11 protein-coding genes are annotated in these 16,271 nt (G+C 63.0%); 9 read left to right on the top strand and 2 right to left on the bottom strand.

Going from position 1 to position 16,271, the window contains the following annotated elements; all coding sequences use genetic code 11:
* Both recG and QZ189_RS00050 read left to right on the top strand, forming a co-directional pair.
* Positions 1-2,436 carry an ATP-dependent DNA helicase RecG gene (gene recG, locus QZ189_RS00055; RefSeq protein ID WP_296420472.1) on the top strand — a complete coding sequence of 812 codons (2,436 nt, stop codon included), beginning with the start codon at positions 1-3 and terminating at the stop codon, positions 2,434-2,436.
* Entirely contained in the window at positions 2,436-3,158 is a 723-nt protein-coding gene (locus QZ189_RS00050) for a M15 family metallopeptidase (protein WP_296417698.1), read from the top strand. The genes recG and QZ189_RS00050 overlap by 1 nt, the downstream gene beginning before the upstream one ends.
* Here the strand turns inward: QZ189_RS00050 and sir are convergent.
* The gene (gene sir / locus QZ189_RS00045; RefSeq protein ID WP_296420512.1) at positions 3,147-4,877 is read right to left on the bottom strand and encodes a sulfite reductase, ferredoxin dependent; all 1,731 of its coding nucleotides are present in this window, start codon (positions 4,875-4,877) and stop codon (positions 3,147-3,149) included. The genes QZ189_RS00050 and sir overlap by 12 nt on opposite strands.
* 174 nt (positions 4,878-5,051) lie before the next feature.
* Between sir and glyS the strand changes: the two genes are divergently transcribed.
* The gene (glyS, locus tag QZ189_RS00040) at positions 5,052-7,217 is read left to right on the top strand and encodes a glycine--tRNA ligase subunit beta (RefSeq protein WP_296420469.1); all 2,166 of its coding nucleotides are present in this window, start codon (positions 5,052-5,054) and stop codon (positions 7,215-7,217) included.
* 161 nt (positions 7,218-7,378) lie between these two features.
* Entirely contained in the window at positions 7,379-8,404 is a 1,026-nt protein-coding gene (locus tag QZ189_RS00035) for a fatty acid desaturase (protein ID WP_296415802.1), read from the top strand.
* A 53-nt stretch (positions 8,405-8,457) separates the two neighbouring features.
* Here the strand turns inward: QZ189_RS00035 and chlP are convergent, their stop codons facing one another.
* Entirely contained in the window at positions 8,458-9,822 is a 1,365-nt protein-coding gene (gene chlP / locus QZ189_RS00030; protein WP_247478322.1) for a geranylgeranyl reductase, read from the bottom strand.
* A 195-nt stretch (positions 9,823-10,017) separates the two neighbouring features.
* On the opposite strand from chlP, the gene QZ189_RS00025 reads away from it, so the two are divergent.
* From QZ189_RS00025 to QZ189_RS00005, 5 genes are all read left to right on the top strand, one after another.
* Complete coding sequence (locus QZ189_RS00025; RefSeq protein ID WP_247478325.1) at positions 10,018-10,722, top strand: M15 family metallopeptidase; 705 nt, start codon at positions 10,018-10,020, stop codon at positions 10,720-10,722.
* 16 nt (positions 10,723-10,738) lie between these two features.
* Positions 10,739-13,249 (top strand): U32 family peptidase, encoded by a 2,511-nt coding sequence (locus tag QZ189_RS00020; protein WP_296420467.1) that lies wholly within the window; start codon positions 10,739-10,741, stop codon positions 13,247-13,249.
* A gap of 268 nt (positions 13,250-13,517) precedes the next feature.
* Positions 13,518-15,326, top strand: coding sequence for a translational GTPase TypA (gene typA, locus QZ189_RS00015; RefSeq protein ID WP_247478336.1), 1,809 nt, complete (start codon positions 13,518-13,520; stop codon positions 15,324-15,326).
* Complete coding sequence (locus QZ189_RS00010; RefSeq protein ID WP_296420465.1) at positions 15,323-15,718, top strand: DUF309 domain-containing protein; 396 nt, start codon at positions 15,323-15,325, stop codon at positions 15,716-15,718. The genes typA and QZ189_RS00010 overlap by 4 nt, the downstream gene beginning before the upstream one ends.
* A gap of 50 nt (positions 15,719-15,768) precedes the next feature.
* Positions 15,769-16,271: hypothetical protein (locus tag QZ189_RS00005; RefSeq protein ID WP_296417705.1), on the top strand; the 503-nt coding region annotated here is incomplete at its 3' end.

Below are 16,271 nucleotides of genomic sequence, written 5' to 3'. Positions count from 1 at the left end.
TTGCGTCCGCTGCAACAGGCGCTCCAGCTCGAGGCTGAGCGTGGTTTTGAGGACCTGCTCGGCCGCAAGGAGCGCTTCAGCAGCTTTCTGCAGCGAGCCCTGGCGGCGCCACCGGAGGAGCTCGATCGCCAGCGCTTCTCTGGCTTGGGGGAGCTGGCCGGTGACTTTGCTCGGTATGGCGAACTGAGCCAGTCCCGCCGCCAGAGCCTGGTGCGCCGCAGCCGCCAGTATCTGTTTGAACTGCAGAAGGCCCTTCAGCCGGTTCAGCCGGTCTCTCCCCCTCGACTGCGCCTGCTCTCCAGTGAGTCCCCAGGCGCTCCCCGTTCCCAGACGATCCAACCGGATACCCCCTTGAGCGAGGTCCGCGGTGTGGGCCCAAAAAGTGCCACGCGCCTCGCTGCCTTGGATCTTTGGCTTGCCCGAGACCTGGTTCGCTACTACCCCCGCGACTACCTCGACTACGCCAACTTGGTGCGCATCGCCGGCCTCGAGCCCGGCAAGACGGCCACGATCGTCGCCACGGTTCGCCGCAGTCACAGCTTCACCAGCCCGCGCAACCCGAACCTCTCGATCCTCGAGCTGCATTTGGCCGATATCACCGGCCGGATTCGCGTCTCGAAGTTCTTTGCGGGGAAGCGGTTCAGCTCACCGGCTTGGCTTAAGGCCCAACAGCGCAACTATCCCGTCGGGGCCTCTGTTGCCATTAGCGGCTTGGTGAAGGAGACCCCCTACGGACCGGCGTTCCAGGACCCCTTGATGGAGGTCCTGGAGAGTCCCAATGCCTCGGTTCGCAGTGACCAGATTGGCCGCCTGTTGCCTGTCTACGGCCTGACCGAGGGGCTGACGGCCGACCGCCTGCGCAATCTGATCCGTCCCGTGGTGGCGGCTGCAGGCCAATGGGGTGATCCGCTGCCGGCTTCGCTGCAGGCGCGGGAGGGCTTGGTCCCGCTGCCGGAGGCCCTGGTCCAGATCCATGGTCCGACGAGCCAGGCGTCTCTGAGCGAGGCTCGCCACCGTCTGGTCTTTGACGAGTTCCTTCTGCTGCAGCTGGGTTTGCTGCAGCGGCGCCGCCAGCTCACCAGTCGTCCCGCCCCTGCCCTGGCGGTTGAGGGTGACGCATTGCTCCAGGCGTTTTTGCAGCTGCTCCCCTTCCCCCTCACCGGAGCCCAGCAGCGCGTCTTGGCGGAGATCCGGGCTGACCTGCGGCGGGACCAGCCGATGGCCCGTCTGGTGCAGGGGGATGTCGGTAGCGGCAAGACCGTGGTCGCGATCGCTGCTCTGCTGACCGCGATTGATTCCGGCTGCCAGGGGGCCCTGATGGCACCGACGGAGGTGTTGGCTGAACAGCACTACCGCAAGCTCTGCGAGTGGCTGCCCCAACTGCATGTCACCTGCGCCCTACTGACCGGATCGACACCCCTGCGCCGGCGGCGAGAGTTGTTGGCGGACCTGGCCAATGGAACCCTGAAGATGCTGGTGGGGACCCATGCCCTTCTGGAGGATCCCGTTCAGTTCCAGCGCTTGGGTCTGGTGGTCGTCGATGAGCAGCATCGCTTTGGCGTCCACCAGCGCAACCGCCTGCTGGACAAGGGCCTGCAGCCTCACCTGTTGACCATGACGGCGACGCCGATCCCAAGGACCTTGGCCCTCTCCATTCACGGTGATCTGGAGGTCAGCCAAATCGACGAGTTGCCGCCTGGCCGCACCCCCATTCGCACGAGCCTTTTGGCAAGCGCCGATCGCGACGAGGCCTACAGCTTGATTCGAGAGCAGGTGGCCCTCGGCCAGCGGGCCTATGTCGTCCTGCCCCTGGTGGAGGAGTCCGAGAAGTTGGACCTGCGCTCTGCCGTCGATGTGCATCAGCAGCTCAGCGAGCAGGTCTTCCCGAACCTCCAGGTCGGTCTGCTGCATGGACGCATGCCCAGTGCTGAGAAGCAGGCGGCAATCACAGCCTTTGCGAGCGGCGAGACCCAGGTGCTGGTCAGTACGACCGTGGTCGAGGTGGGCGTGGATGTGCCCGAGGCCAGCGTGATGGTGATTGACCACGCCGATCGCTTCGGGTTGGCCCAGTTGCACCAGTTGCGCGGACGCGTTGGCCGAGGGGCTGCGGCGTCCTACTGCCTGCTGGTGAACGACAGCCGCAATGTGCTCGCACGGCAGCGCCTGGAGGTGCTGGTGCGCTCCAACGACGGCTTTGAGATCGCGGAAATGGACCTGCGCCTGCGGGGTCCCGGTCAGGTCCTGGGCACCCGCCAGAGTGGGCTGCCAGATCTGGCCCTCGCCAGCCTCACCGACGACGGGGAGGTGCTGGAGCAGGCCCGCCGCGTTGCCCAGGAGATCGTGGCGGAGGATCCTGACCTGGATCAACACCCGGGCCTTGCCAAAGTGCTGAGCGACCAGCGTCATCGGGTCGCCCAAGCTGCCCGCCTGAACTGATGCCCCTGCGGCCCTGGAGTGACATCGTCATCCGCGACTGCGCCGAGTCGCTTGCCCCCTTGCCTGCGGCTCTCTTTCGGATCGAACCCCACCCCTATGTCGCCGTTGGTGCCCCCTATGGCGAGGGTGCCTGTCCCTTTCGCCTCCGCACCGGAGTCATCCAGCGCCTCCTCCAGGCCCAGACGGTTTTAAGCACGGCTGAACCCGGCTACCGCCTGGCGATCTTTGACGCTTGGCGTCCGATTGCTGTCCAGCGCTTCATGGTGGACTACGCCATCGCCCAGGAGTGCAGCACCCGAGGCCTAAACCCCAGCTCGGCCAGCCCAGCCGTGGCGGCTGTCATTGACGAGGTGAGTCGCTTTTGGGCTCCGCCCAGCCTGGATCCTGCGACACCACCTCCCCACAGCACCGGAGCGGCGGTTGACCTCACCCTGCTGGATGGGGCGGGCGAACTCGTCGACATGGGTTCTGACATCGACGCGATCGGTGCTGTATCAGAGCCGCACCACTACCGCGCCGTTGCCGATACGACGCCTGACGGTGTGGAGCGCCAACAGGCCCTCGAATGGGATCGACGGCGCCGACTCCTCGCTGATGCGATGGAATCGCAGGGCTTCGCCCAACACCCCAACGAGTGGTGGCACTTCAGCTACGGCGACCAGCTCTGGGCCTGGCAGCGGAGCCAGAGCGAGGCGATCTATGGCCGTGCGTCAGACGGCTGAGCGGACCAGCTCTTCAACGGACTGGCGGCCGAGCTTGGCGACATAGTCACCGAAGCTGCGGCGGCCGCCTGCGGCCTTCCAGCCCTTCAGCAGCGGTTCAATCGTGCTCTCGAGTTTCTCCAGCGGCATCCGCTCGAGGTAGGGCTCAGCCAGACGACTCAAGTTCGGTGTTCCACCAAGCCAGAGTTGGTACTGATTGACGCCATCACCCACCAGGCCCAGTTCAGCCATGTAGGGACGGGCGCATCCATTTGGACAGCCGGTCATGCGCACCAGGATTGATTTCTCAATCTCGAGGCGCCGCAGTTGTGCATCCAGCCGCGCCAGCACATCGGGAAGAATCCGCTCGGCCTCGGTCACCGCTAGCCCGCAGAGGGGGAGCGCAGGACAGGCAATGGCGTGACGCGCCAGTTGGTCCGGTGTTTCGGGCGTCTCAACGCCAAGAGCGGCGAGGGCTTCTTTGACTGCAGCCCGCTGGGCCGTGCCGATGTTGCAGAGCAGCAGATCCTGGTTGGGGGTGAGACGAATCTCCAATTGATAGGTCTCCACCAGCTGGCGAAGGCCCCGCTTGAGATCGCCCGAGAGACGGCCACACAACAGCGGGATGCCGACGAACCACTTGCCGGCGCTGATGCGATGCCAACCCAGATAGTCCTCAAGCTTGGCTTTGGGCTCAAGTCGTAGACCCTTGATCGGGTGCGAGAAGTACTTCGCCTTGAGTTCGTCTTTGAACCAGCGAATGCCTTGATCGTGGATCAGGTACTTGAGCCGTGCGTGACGACGGTTGTTGCGGTCACCGTGGTCCCGTTGCAGGGCCAGGATCGCCTGCACCAGATCAAAAATGTGTTCAGCTTCCACATAGCCGAGGGGATCAGCTGTGCGGGCAAACGTCTCCTCCTTGTTGTGGGTGCGGCCCATGCCACCACCCACATAAACGTTGCAGCCACGGAGTTCGCCGTTGGCATCAGCAAAGGCCACCAGGCCGATGTCCTGGGTCAGCAGATCGACGGAGTTGTCCCCAGGCACCGTCACGGCCACCTTGAATTTCCGGGGTAGGTAGGTGCCGCCGTACAGAGGCTCCTTGGCGTCCCCGCTAAAGACACCCCCTTCCTGTTGCCGCTCGCGTGCCTTCTTCACGGGGCGGCTGGGTTTGATCCGGTAACTCAGATCGCCATCGACCCAGAGGTCCAGGTAGCTGCCCTCAGCGGCCTGCGGGCTGAGGACGTCAGCGATGTCGTTGGCTAATTGGCGGGCCGCTGGATAACCGCCTTTTTCGAAGGGGGCCGCCGGCGCCATGACGTTGCGGTTGATGTCGCCGCAGGCCGCCAAGGTCGAACCCATCGAGCGAACGATGGTGCCGATCACCTCCTTGAGATGTCCCTTACGGATGCCGTGCATCTGGAAGGCCTGACGGGTGGTAGCCCGCAGCGTTCCATTGCCGAGGCGATCGGCCAGCTCATCCATCGCCAGATACAGGCCGGCCGGGATCCGTCCAGCGGGGCTGCGCAGGCGCAGCATCATCTGCCAGTCCTTGTCTTGACCCTTCTGCCTGTTTTCGCGGTTGTCCTGTTGATAGCTGCCGTGGAATTTCAGCAACTGAACGGCCCCGTCACTGAAGTGACTCAGGTCGTTCTGCAGCTCTGCAGCGAGAGGGTCCTTCAGGTAGTCGCTGTCGGCCTTGAGTTGCTCAAACTTGGTGCGCTCTGCGCCTGTGGCGATGGAAGGGGAAAACGTCCGTTCCTCGGGGCTCTTCTGCTCCACTTGCCCCACGGACTGCCCTTCGGCCACGCTCACGCACCACAAACAGTGATCTTTGAACGTAGCGAAGCGTCGACCAGGCTTGGCTTCGGAGCCGTTTCAATAAGCTGAGCGGCTGCTGAGGCTGCCTGCTCCGTGTCCACCTTTCTGCTTGAGATCGGGACTGAGGAGTTGCCCGCGGATTTTGCGCGCCTGGCGCTGCCGCAGCTGGAGCAGGCGGTGAAGCGTGATCTGAGTGCAGCGCGACTGAGCTACGGCCAGGTTGAGACCACCAGCACTCCCCGTCGCCTGGTGGTCCAGGTGAGTGATCTGTCTGAATCAGCCCCCGATCTGCGCGATGAGCGCAAGGGGCCACCCGCAGCACAGGCGTTCAAAGACGGTGTCCCGACCCAGGCCGCCATAGGTTTTGCCAAGCGCTGCGGTGTTGATCCCGCTGCCCTTGAGGTGCGTGACACCCCCAAGGGTCCGTTTGTCTTTGCGGAAGTCCTGGAAGCCGGGCGCCCCGCCCGTGAGCTCCTGGCGGAGGCCATTCCCCAGTGGATTGCAGCCCTCCAGGGCCGTCGTTTTATGCGTTGGGGCGTGGGAGAAAGCCGCTTTTCCAGGCCCGTGCGGTGGCTGGTGGCGCTGCTGGGTTCCGAGCTGATCCCCGTCACCCTCTCCGGTAGCGACCCCGTCGTGCAGTCCGGCCAGACCAGCCGTGGCCACCGTCTCTACAGCGACGCCGTGGCGATCCCGTCGGCCGATGCCTACGCCGCTGCCCTGGCCGACGCCGGGGTGGTGGTCAATCGCTCTGATCGGGCTTCATTCATTCGCACCAGCGTTGAACGCAGTGCCGCCGCCTTGGATGCGGTTCCCGATTTACCCAGTGACCTCTTTGAGGAACTGACCGATCTCGTTGAGACCCCCCTGTTGATCGAGGGAAGCGTTGCGGACCATTACCTGGCTCTGCCCGCGGAGGTCTTGAGCACCGTGATGCGTGCCCATCAGCGTTACGTGCCTCTGTATCGCAAGGACGCGGATTCCGACCCCCTGGCCTTGGACGCCCGCAAGAGTTTGCTGGCGCGGTTCCTCTGCATTGGCAATGGCCTTGCCGAGGCCAGCGACACCGTCCGCCGGGGTAACGAACGGGTCCTGAAGGCCCGGCTGGCTGACGCTGAGTTCTTTGTCCAGGCCGACCGCGCCGTCGCCAGCGCTGAGCGGCGCGAGCAGCTCAAGCGGGTGACCTTTGCTGAGGGCCTGGGTTCACTCCTCGATCGCGTTGAGCGGCTCGAGTGGCTCACTGCCCTACTGGCCGAGCAGCTCGAGCTGCCGAACCAGGTGGCCGACCACGCCACCCGCGCGGCTCACCTGTGCAAGCACGATCTCGTCAGCCAGATGGTTGGTGAGTTCCCAGAGCTGCAGGGCGTCATGGGCGGCAAATATCTGCTCGCCGAGGGTGAACCCCGCGAGGTGGCCCTGGCTGTGCTGGAGCACTACCAACCCAAGGGGGCCGGTGATGCCCTGCCGAGTTCGGTGGCAGGTGCTGTGGTGGCCCTCGCGGAGCGCTTTGAACTGCTTCTGAGCATTTACGCCAAGGGTGAGCGTCCCACCGGTTCCTCGGACCCCTATGCCCTGCGCCGGGCTGGCAACGGCATCCTCCAGATCCTTTGGGATCAAGGTTGGAGCCTCAACATCAAGACGCTCCTGGAACGTGCGACGCAGCATTGGGCCAAGCTGCTGCCCCATTTCAAGGTCGATGCAGCGGCATTAGCTCAGGAACTCTCCGAGCTCATGGGGCAACGCCTGCAGAGCCTGCTGGAAGAGGCCGCCATTGATTCCGATCTGGTTCAAGCCGTCGCTGGTGAAACGGTTTCTCTCGAGAGGCTCCTGGCCGACCCGGGTGATGCGCGTCAACGGGCTTCTCTCCTCCAGAGCCTGCGCTCTGGCGGCGAGCTCACCGCTGTCCAGGCCGTGGTCACCCGTGCTGCGAAGTTGGCCACCAAAGGGGATCTGCCTCAGACGGTTCTCTCGGCCAGCGCTGTTGTCGATGCAAGCCTCTTTGAGAAGTCCAGCGAAGCCGGGATGCTTTCGGTTTTGAACAGTCTGGAGCCCGTCGCCACCGGCAGTGATCCCGATCGCTACGCCCAACTGGCCCAGGGACTGATCGCTGGTGCGTCGGCCCTTGCGAATTTCTTTGATGGAGAGGACAGCGTGATGGTGATGGCTGAGGACGCATCGATCCGCGCCAACCGCCTCAATCTGTTGGGTGTTCTCAACAACCAGGCATCGGTTCTGGCTGACTTCAGCCGGATCAGTGGCTAACGCTCTGTAACAAGAGGTCTTAGCCTGTTTGCAACAAAGAGGCTGATCCGCTGACGACTTCCATCCGCTCAGCAGAGCTCGACAGGCCACTGAGTCGCGGCGATTTCTCCCTCGCTTCTTTTCGCCAGTCCAGCAACGCCAGAGCGCTCTGGCAGGTCCTCGTGACCGTTCTTCCCATTGCCTGTCTCTGGGCCGTCATTCCCGTTTGCGCGGCTGATCCTGGTTTGCGCTGGCTTTTGGTGCCGGTGCTGCTGGCACTGGTGTTGTTCTCTGCCCGCAGCTTCTCGCTGATGCATGACTGCGGCCACGACACGCTCTGGTCAACGCGATGGTGCAACCGACTGACGGGCTTTGGCTTGGGTTGCTTGAACGCCATTCCGCAGTTCCCCTGGTCCCGGGGTCATGCCTTTCACCACAAGCACAACGGCAATTGGGATGTCTATCGGGGGCCGTCGTCCCTTTTGACGGTGGAGCAGTTTCTCCAGTTGTCCCCTTCTGCCCAGTGGCGCTATCGCCTGATCCGCCACCCCCTGATGCTCTTTCCCGGTGGCTTCTTTTACCTGGTGATCCGTCCCAGGCTTCAGCTACTACTCGGCTCAGCTGAATTCGCGGGCGCAGCACTGAAGCAGGCCATTCGCTTCCCTAGGACGGGACCCTCCGGTTGGAAGCGCTTTGTTCTGGACTTTAAGTCCAGCCACTGGTACACCACAGGTGAATGGATGGACCTGGTCGCCAACAACGTCGTGGTTCTGACCAGTTGGGTTCTCATGGCTTCCTGGTTGGGCCTTGGGCTTTTTCTGAGCTGCTATTCCTTCGTGATGGCCTGCTCAGCGGCCATGTTTATCTGTGTCTTCTTTGTTCAGCACAATTTCCAGGGTTCTTACACCAGTGGAACCTCCGGTTGGAGTTATTTCAAGGGTGCCATTGAAGGCAGCAGCAACCTTGTGCTGCCAGCCATCTTGAACTGGTTCACGGCTGATATTGCTTTTCATTCTGTCCATCACCTTTGTGAACGCATTCCCAATTACAGACTCCGGGACTGCCACCGCTTCCATTCGCATTTACTGCAGAACTGCACCTATCTGACCCTGAAGGACATTCCCCATTGCTTTGACCTCATTCTTTGGGATTCCAAGGCCCTGGAGTTGGTCAGCATTGATCAAGCACTGAGCACCGCCTCGGCTTAAGCACAAAAAAAGGCAGTGGAGTAATCCACTGCCTTTTTTGACCAACCAGGTCCTTATTTGCCGCTCAACGCCGGCTCACGATCGGCTTTGGCTTTGGCCTTCTGGTTCCCGACGCGAATACCACCTTTGATGGTGCTCACGGCCAGCATGGCGTTGACCTCGCCGTCCTCGCGGACGGCGCTGGGAACGGGCTTGTAACCCTGCGGTGCCAGGGCGTTACCGCGGAGAACGGAGCCGAGGGTCAGCAGGGTCAGCTTGAGTTGCTGCCAGGGGTTCATCGCTACCACGCGCTTGTAGAGGTAGCTGTCGAACGTCAGGCGCTGAACGTCCTTGTCGTCGCACATCTCGACGAAGGCTTCACGGGCCGCGTCGTTGCGATAGAAGACGTTCTGGAGAATTTCGAGCACCTTGTAGGTGGCGCCGTACTGGCGATCCCACTTCTTGAGGTACTTCTTGAGGTCGGCTTCAGTCGGAACCCGCTTGCCGCCTTGGCTGGCCTCAACGATCTGCTCGGCGCACATCCGACCACTCTTGGCGGCGAAGTAGATGCCCTCACCGGAGCTCTTGGTCACATAGCCGGCGGCATCACCAACAAGCGCCATCCGGCCGACGACGCGGCGGGGACGGGGGTGCTCAGGAATCGGGTGGGCCTCAACCTTGATGACTTCGCCATTCACCAGACGCTTCTTGGCGCGCTCGCGAATGCCCTCCTGCAGGCTCTTAATCAGCGCCTGGTTTTCCTGCATGGTCCCGGTGCCGACCGCGACGTGGTCGTACTTCGGGAACACCCAGGCGTAGAAGTCGGGGGACACATCCGTGCCCACGTACATCTCGGCCAGGCTCTCGTAGTACTTCATCTCCTCAGCAGGCAGCTTGATGCGCTCCTGGAAGGCGATGGCCACGTTGTAGTCACCAGCATCCATGGCCTTGGCCACGCGGCTGTTGGCACCGTCGGCGCCAATGATCAGGTCCACCTCGAGACTCTTGGTCTCACCAGTGGCCTCACCCTCGCTGTAGTCGGAGTAGGTGAGGGTGTAGGGCCCCTGGCGGTTGGCGCCGGTGTCGATCTTGGTCACCAGACCGTTGACCAAGTTGGCGCCGAGTTCAGCGGCGCGGTCGCGCATGAAGGCATCCATGACCTCCCGGCGGCACATACCGATGTATTCGTTCTCGTTTTCGAGATTGATGTCCACCTCACGGTTGGAGGGGGAGATCATCTTCATGTTGCGGACCTTGCGGTCGATGATCGACTCGGGCAGGTCGAACTCCTCGACCATGCACAGAGGGATGGCCCCACCACAGGGCTTGGCGTTATCCAGCTTCCGCTCGAAGATCCAGGTCTCAATTCCCGCCTTAGCCAGAATTTCAGCAGCACAGGAACCACTCGGGCCGCCGCCCACCACCGCGACTCGCAACATCTTGAAACCCGCTCCGCCAGAAGGATGTTGACGCGAAGCTAACACCGCTTGATAGGCAACCGCTGGCAACTCCAGCGCGAGCTCGTAACATCACATAACCCCAGTTCCAACGGGAGTTCTCGCTTGCCTAGCCCCGGTCGTCAGACCAGCCAGTACCGGGCGGGCGCAAGCAAGGGCGGCGCTGAACCCTCCGGCATGGATGACATTCCTCTCGCCAGGCGCACCCTCTCCCCCAGCCTGCAGCGCAAACGTCGGACTCCCGTTGCCGTAGCCAGCGCCTCTGCAGCACTCGTTCTCGTTGCAGCTGTGGCCTATGCGTTGCGGGCTCCACTGCTGCAACGGTTGGCTCCCGTTCCCGTTGCCGGGCTGAGTGCCCGTCTGAGTTCCGACGGCCGCCTGCTCGGTCACTTCCCCTATCCCGAGGCGGAGGATTCCCAACTGATCAGTATTGGCCCAGGCGTGGCACTCAATGCCCAGGCGGCCGAGGCTCTGCGTCAGATGCGCCGCGCTGCTGATGCCGAGGGTGTGGACCTGCGGGTGCTCAGTGCCTTCCGCTCGATCTCCCTTCAAAAGCAGATCTTTTTTGAAGTCAAATCAGAGCGCAATCAAAGTGCTCGGGAACGAGCGCAGGTCAGTGCACCGCCCGGATTCTCTGAGCACAGCACGGGCTACGCCGTTGACTTTGGCGATGGTCGACGCCCCGAGACCCATCTTTCCCAGAGTTTCGATCGCACCGAGTCCTTTGCCTGGCTTGAGCGCAACGCCAATCGCTTTCATTTCGTCCTCTCCTTTCCGAAGGACAACCGTCAGGGCGTGAGCTACGAGCCCTGGCACTGGCGTTTTGAGGGATCCGCCGATGCGCTGAAGACCTTCGATGCCGCCGGCCGCTTCTCGGAGTAATCCATGGAACTGATGCATGGCTGAGGCCCCATTGCCGGAATTGCTGGCGCCGGCGGGTTGCTGGGAATCCCTCAAAGCGGCCGCCGTCAACGGAGCTGACGCGGTTTATTTCGGGGTCGAGACCTTCAACGCACGGCTGCGGGCCGAAAACTTCAAGGCGTCTGATCTCCCCGAGGTGATGGATTGGCTCCATCGCCGCGGCCTGAAGGGTTTCCTGACCTTCAACGTCTTGGTCTTCACCGACGAGCTCAGCCGAGCGGCGGAGTTACTGCTGGCCGCTGACGCTGCCGGAGTCGACGCCCTCATCGTCCAGGACATTGGCCTTGCCGCATTGGCCCAGCAGCTCACCCCGGAGCTGGCTATCCACGGCTCGACCCAGATGTCCATCACCAGCGCTGCCGGTGTGGCCATGGCCCAAGAGTTGGGCTGCCAGCGCGTGGTCCTGGCGAGGGAGTTGAGCCTCAAGGATCTGCAGCGGATTCAGCAGCAGCTGGTGAAGCGTCAGCTGGAGATGCCCCTTGAGGTCTTCGTTCACGGCGCCCTTTGTGTGGCCTATTCCGGCCAGTGCCTCACCAGTGAGGCCCTTGGCCAGCGCAGTGCCAACCGCGGCGAATGCGCCCAGGCCTGCCGGCTTCCCTATGAACTGATTGTTGATGGAGAAGAGCTGGACCTCGGCGAGCAGCGCTATCTGCTCTCACCCCAGGACCTAGCCGCCTGGGACCTGTTGCCGGAGCTGGTGGATGCCGGCGTGGCCAGCTTGAAGATCGAGGGCAGGCTCAAAGACCCCACCTATGTGGCCGCGGTCACCGACGCCTACCGCCAGGGTCTCGACCAGCTCTTTGGTGAGCGCACGCCTTTGGAGCAGTTAGAGCAGCGGGAGCTCCGGCGAAACCTGGAGTTGAGTTTCTCGCGCGGGCTCAGCACCGGTTGGCTCGCAGGCATTGATCACCGTCAGCTGGTCCATGGGCGCTGGAGCAAAAAGCGCGGCCCCTGGCTTGGGCGCTTGGAGCGTGTTGATGGGGACTGGCTGCTTTTCAAGGGACGTCTGGATTGCAAAGCCGGTGACGGACTCGTGCTGGAGGTCCCCCATTCCGATCCCCTGTTGCCCCCTAAGGAAGTCGGGGGACGGGTGATGGCGATCGAGCCCAGGCCGAAGGGGGGATGCGCCGTGCGACTGGGTCCCAGGCGTGTTGATTTGCGTGGCTTGCGCCGGGGCAGTCCCTGCTGGCTGACCAGCGATCCCCAGCGGGAGAGCCGCTTTCAGCGCATGGCCGAGCGCTCCCTGGAGGAGCAGCGGCGCCCTTTGGTGTTGAAGGCCTCGGGCTCGTGCGGGACCGCCCTTCGGCTTGAGGTCGTGAGGGCGGCCGGTCTGTCGATCGAGGGATGCTTCGTTCTCAGTGAGCAGCCCCTCGCACCTGCGCAGGGTCAAGCCTTGAACCGTGAACGCCTGGAGCAGCAACTCGGACGACTTGGCGGCACCCCTTGGCGTCTAGAGCAGCTGGAGCTGGAGCTTGAACCGGATCTCTTTCTTCCGCTTGCCCAGTTGAACCAACTGAGACGGCAACTGGTGGATCAGCTCGCACAGCAGGCCACTCCAGTCCCCCCAACGATCCGGGAGCAGCGCCCAGCGGCTGACCTCCTGGAGGCCTTGATTCCTCCCATTGCTGAGGCCGAACGGCTGGAGCCCCAGTTGAGCGTTCTGGTGCGTGACCTCGACCAGCTCGATGCCCTGAAGGATCTTCCAGTCGATCGGGTGATCGTTGATCTTGAGCATCCTGCGCAGCTGCGGGAGGCCGTCAAACGCGGCAAGGGGTATTGGCCCGGCGGCCTCTGGTTGGCGGGTCAGCGGATCTGCAGGCCCGATGAGTCCTGGAGTCTGGAACCGCTGATTCGCGCTGAGCCGGACGGCTATTTGGTTCGGAATGTGGATCAGCTGGAGCGGCTCACGCCCCTGGCCCCCTGCCAGGGCGATTTCTCCTTGAACGTCGCCAACCCCATCACTGCCCGCTGGTTGCTTGAGCGCTGGGGCCTGGAACGGCTGACGGCGAGCTACGACCTGGCGTTGGATCAGCTGTTGGCCCTTGTCAGGACCTGTCCTCGCGAGGCCCTCGAGCTGACCCTGCACCAGCACATGCCGCTCTTTCATATGGAGCACTGCCTGTTTTGTGCCTTCCTCTCTGAGGGGCACGACCACACCGACTGCGGCCGTCCCTGTGAGCAGCATCAGGTTCTCCTGCGGGACCGCAGCGGCGCAGAGCATCCCCTGCGCGCTGATCTGGGTTGCCGCAATACCTTGTTCAATGCCCGTGCGCAGACCGCCGCTGAGGCCATTCCCCAATTCCTGGAGGCTGGCGTTCGCCACTTCAGGCTCGAACTGCTGCAGGAAACCGCCGCGGATACCCAGCGCCGTGTCGCCCTCTACCGCCAGGCCCTCAACGGAGAGATCAGTGGTCAGATGGTCTGGCAGAGCGAACAGTTGGAAAGCCGCCTGGGGGTGACCCGCGGAACCCTGTCCGAGCGCCACTAGAGCGGTTTGTTGCTGGGATAGATTGCGTTAACGCACCGAAGGGTTCTTTGGTTTTGGTGTGTGGTCGTTCGTCACGAACGCTCCAGACACATCAGCCACGCTGCAAGAGATACCGGCTTTGTTCGATCAGGTTCATTCCTGCGACGTTGCCCATGGGTTTCAGCCACCGTTCCCAAGCCAACGCCTGCTCTTGAGTTGAGCGTTGCGGCCGTTAGCTGCGGCGTGCTCCAGCCAGACCATCCCTGACCTCCTCCCTCGAGCCCCATCCATGAGCGGCGAGCATCCCGGAACACCGATCCGCAATATCGCGATCATTGCCCACGTCGACCACGGCAAAACCACCCTGGTGGATGCCCTGCTGGCCCAGTCGGGCATCTTCCGCGACAACGAGGCCGTCCCCACCTGCGTGATGGACTCCAACGACCTGGAGCGTGAGCGGGGTATCACGATCCTCTCCAAGAACACTGCGGTGGACTTCGAAGGGATCCGGATCAACATCGTTGACACCCCTGGTCACGCTGACTTCGGTGGCGAAGTGGAGCGCGTGCTCGGCATGGTCGACGGCTGTCTGTTGATCGTGGACGCCAACGAGGGGCCGATGCCCCAGACCCGTTTCGTGCTGAAGAAGGCGCTCGAGAAGGGCCTGCGTCCGATCGTTTTCGTCAACAAGATCGACCGCGCCCGCGTTGATCCTGAGCAGGCCGTCGACAAGGTTCTGGATCTGTTCCTGGAGCTGGGTGCCGACGACGATCAGTGCGACTTTCCCTACCTCTTTGGTAGTGGCATGGGTGGCTACGCCAAGCCCGACATGGCCACGGAGAGCGACAACATGCGTCCGCTCTTCGATGCCATCCTTCGCCACGTTCCGCCCCCGGTTGGCGACCCCGAGAAGCCCCTGCAGCTTCAGGTCACAACCCTCGACTACAGCGATTTCCTCGGCCGAATCATGATCGGCCGGATTCACAACGGCACGATCAAGGGCAACCAGCCGGTCGCACTGTTGCGTGACGACGGCAGCGTCAAGCGCGGCCGCATCAGCAAGTTGCTCGGCTTCCAGGGCCTTCAGCGCGTTGAGATTGAACAGGCTCGCGCCGGTGACCTGGTGGCCGTCTGCGGCTTTGACGAGGTCAACATCGGCGAAACCATTGCCTGCCCTGACGAGCCCAAGGCGCTGCCCCTGATCAAGGTGGACGAGCCGACCCTGCAGATGACCTTTGTGGTCAACGACTCGCCCTTCGCGGGCAAGGAGGGCAAGTTCGTCACCAGCCGTCAGGTGCGTGACCGTCTGAATAAAGAGCTGCTGACCAACGTCGCCCTGCGGGTTGAGGACACCGACTCCCCCGATCGCTGGGCCGTCAGTGGCCGCGGTGAGCTGCACCTGGGCATCCTGATCGAGACCATGCGCCGTGAGGGCTATGAGTTCCAGGTCTCCCAGCCTCAGGTGATCTTCCGCACCATCGATGGCACCCCTTCGGAGCCCTTCGAAACCCTGGTGCTGGATGTGCCCGAGGAATCGGTGGGTGCCTGCATCGAGAAGCTCGGCGTCCGCAAGGCCGAGATGCAGAACATGGAGAACACCAACGACGGCCGCACCCAGCTGGAGTTCGTGGTGCCCTCCCGAGGCCTGATCGGCTTCCGTGGTGACTTCATCCGCGCCACCCGCGGCGAGGGGATCATGAGCCACTCCTTCCTCGACTACCGCCCGATGCAGGGCGATTTCGACACCCGTCGCAACGGCGTGTTGATCGCCTTCGAGGAAGGGACCGCGACCTTCTATGCCCTGAAGAACGCCGAGGACCGCGGTCAGTTCTTCATCACCCCTGGCACGAAGGTTTACAAGGGCATGCTCGTGGGCGAAAACAACCGTCCCCAAGACCTCGAGCTCAACGTCTGCAAGACCAAGCAGCTCACCAACATGCGCTCGGCCGGTGCAGAGGAACTCGATACCCTCCAAGCCCCGATGCAGATGACCCTGGAGCGGGCGCTGGAGTACATCGGTCCCGATGAAATGCTCGAGGTCACCCCTGAGTCGATTCGCCTGCGCAAACTGCCCGCGAAGAAGCCCGCGAAACGTTGAATCAGCCCCTCGACCCTGAGGAAACCAGCCTGACGCGCGATCCCCGTTTCGGGGAGGCCGTCAGGCTTTTCAATGCGGGTGAGTGGTACGCCTGCCACGACGGCTTTGAGGAGCTCTGGCACGAGACCCAGGGACCTTGCCGCCGCACGCTGCAGGGGATCCTCCAGATTGCGGTTGCCCACCACCATCTCGACCGCGGCAATCAACGCGGTGCCATGGTTCTCCTGGGCGAAGGCCTCGGCCGTCTACAGGGGGCAGGGCCGATCCAGTTCGAGCTGGCCCTCGACCCCCTGAGGCAGGTTGCCCGTGAACGCCTCTTGGCCCTGCACGAGAACCGCTCGCTTGAGGGCATCCCCTTGCCCGAACTCACACCCATTGATGCCGATTCCTGAAGGAACGCAGCGGTGCTCGGCGATACGATGGATGTCACCGCGTTGCTGGAGTGGGTTTGGCCGCAGATCGCAGCACTGCCCGTCTCTGGTGCAGTGCCCTCGCTAGTCGCGCGGCAAGCCTTGGACTCTTGATCGGCGTCTGCGCCCCAGGTTGGGCTCAGCAGACCGTTCCGGCGGCTGAAGTCATCAGCGTTGAAGAGGTCGTCAGCGCAGAAGCGGGCGATGGTTCTGCTCCCATTCCCACCAAGCCCCTGCGGTTGAACACCGGCCTGGTGACGATTGAGTCGGACCAACAGCAAGCGGATCAACAGACCGGTGTGATCACCGCCAGTGGCAACGTCCGCATCGTCTATCCAGATGAGCGGGTCGTGGCCACCGCCCGCCAAGCTCAGTACTTCAGCAATGAGGGCCGGGTTGTCCTCAGTGGTGACGTCGACATCCTTCAGGACGGCGGCAATTGGCTGCGTGCTGAACAGGTGATTTACCTGGTGGATAGCGAGCGCATGCAGGCCATCCCAGCCCGCGGTCAGCAGGTTTTTAGCCGTGTCGTTCT

It is taken from the genome of Vulcanococcus sp. CPBay_Sum15L08_68 (assembly GCF_017855895.1).
GTDB lineage: Bacteria > Cyanobacteriota > Cyanobacteriia > PCC-6307 > Cyanobiaceae > Vulcanococcus.
The sequence above is the reverse complement of the archived record's forward strand: the minus strand, read 5'-3'. Positions and strand labels throughout refer to the sequence as shown.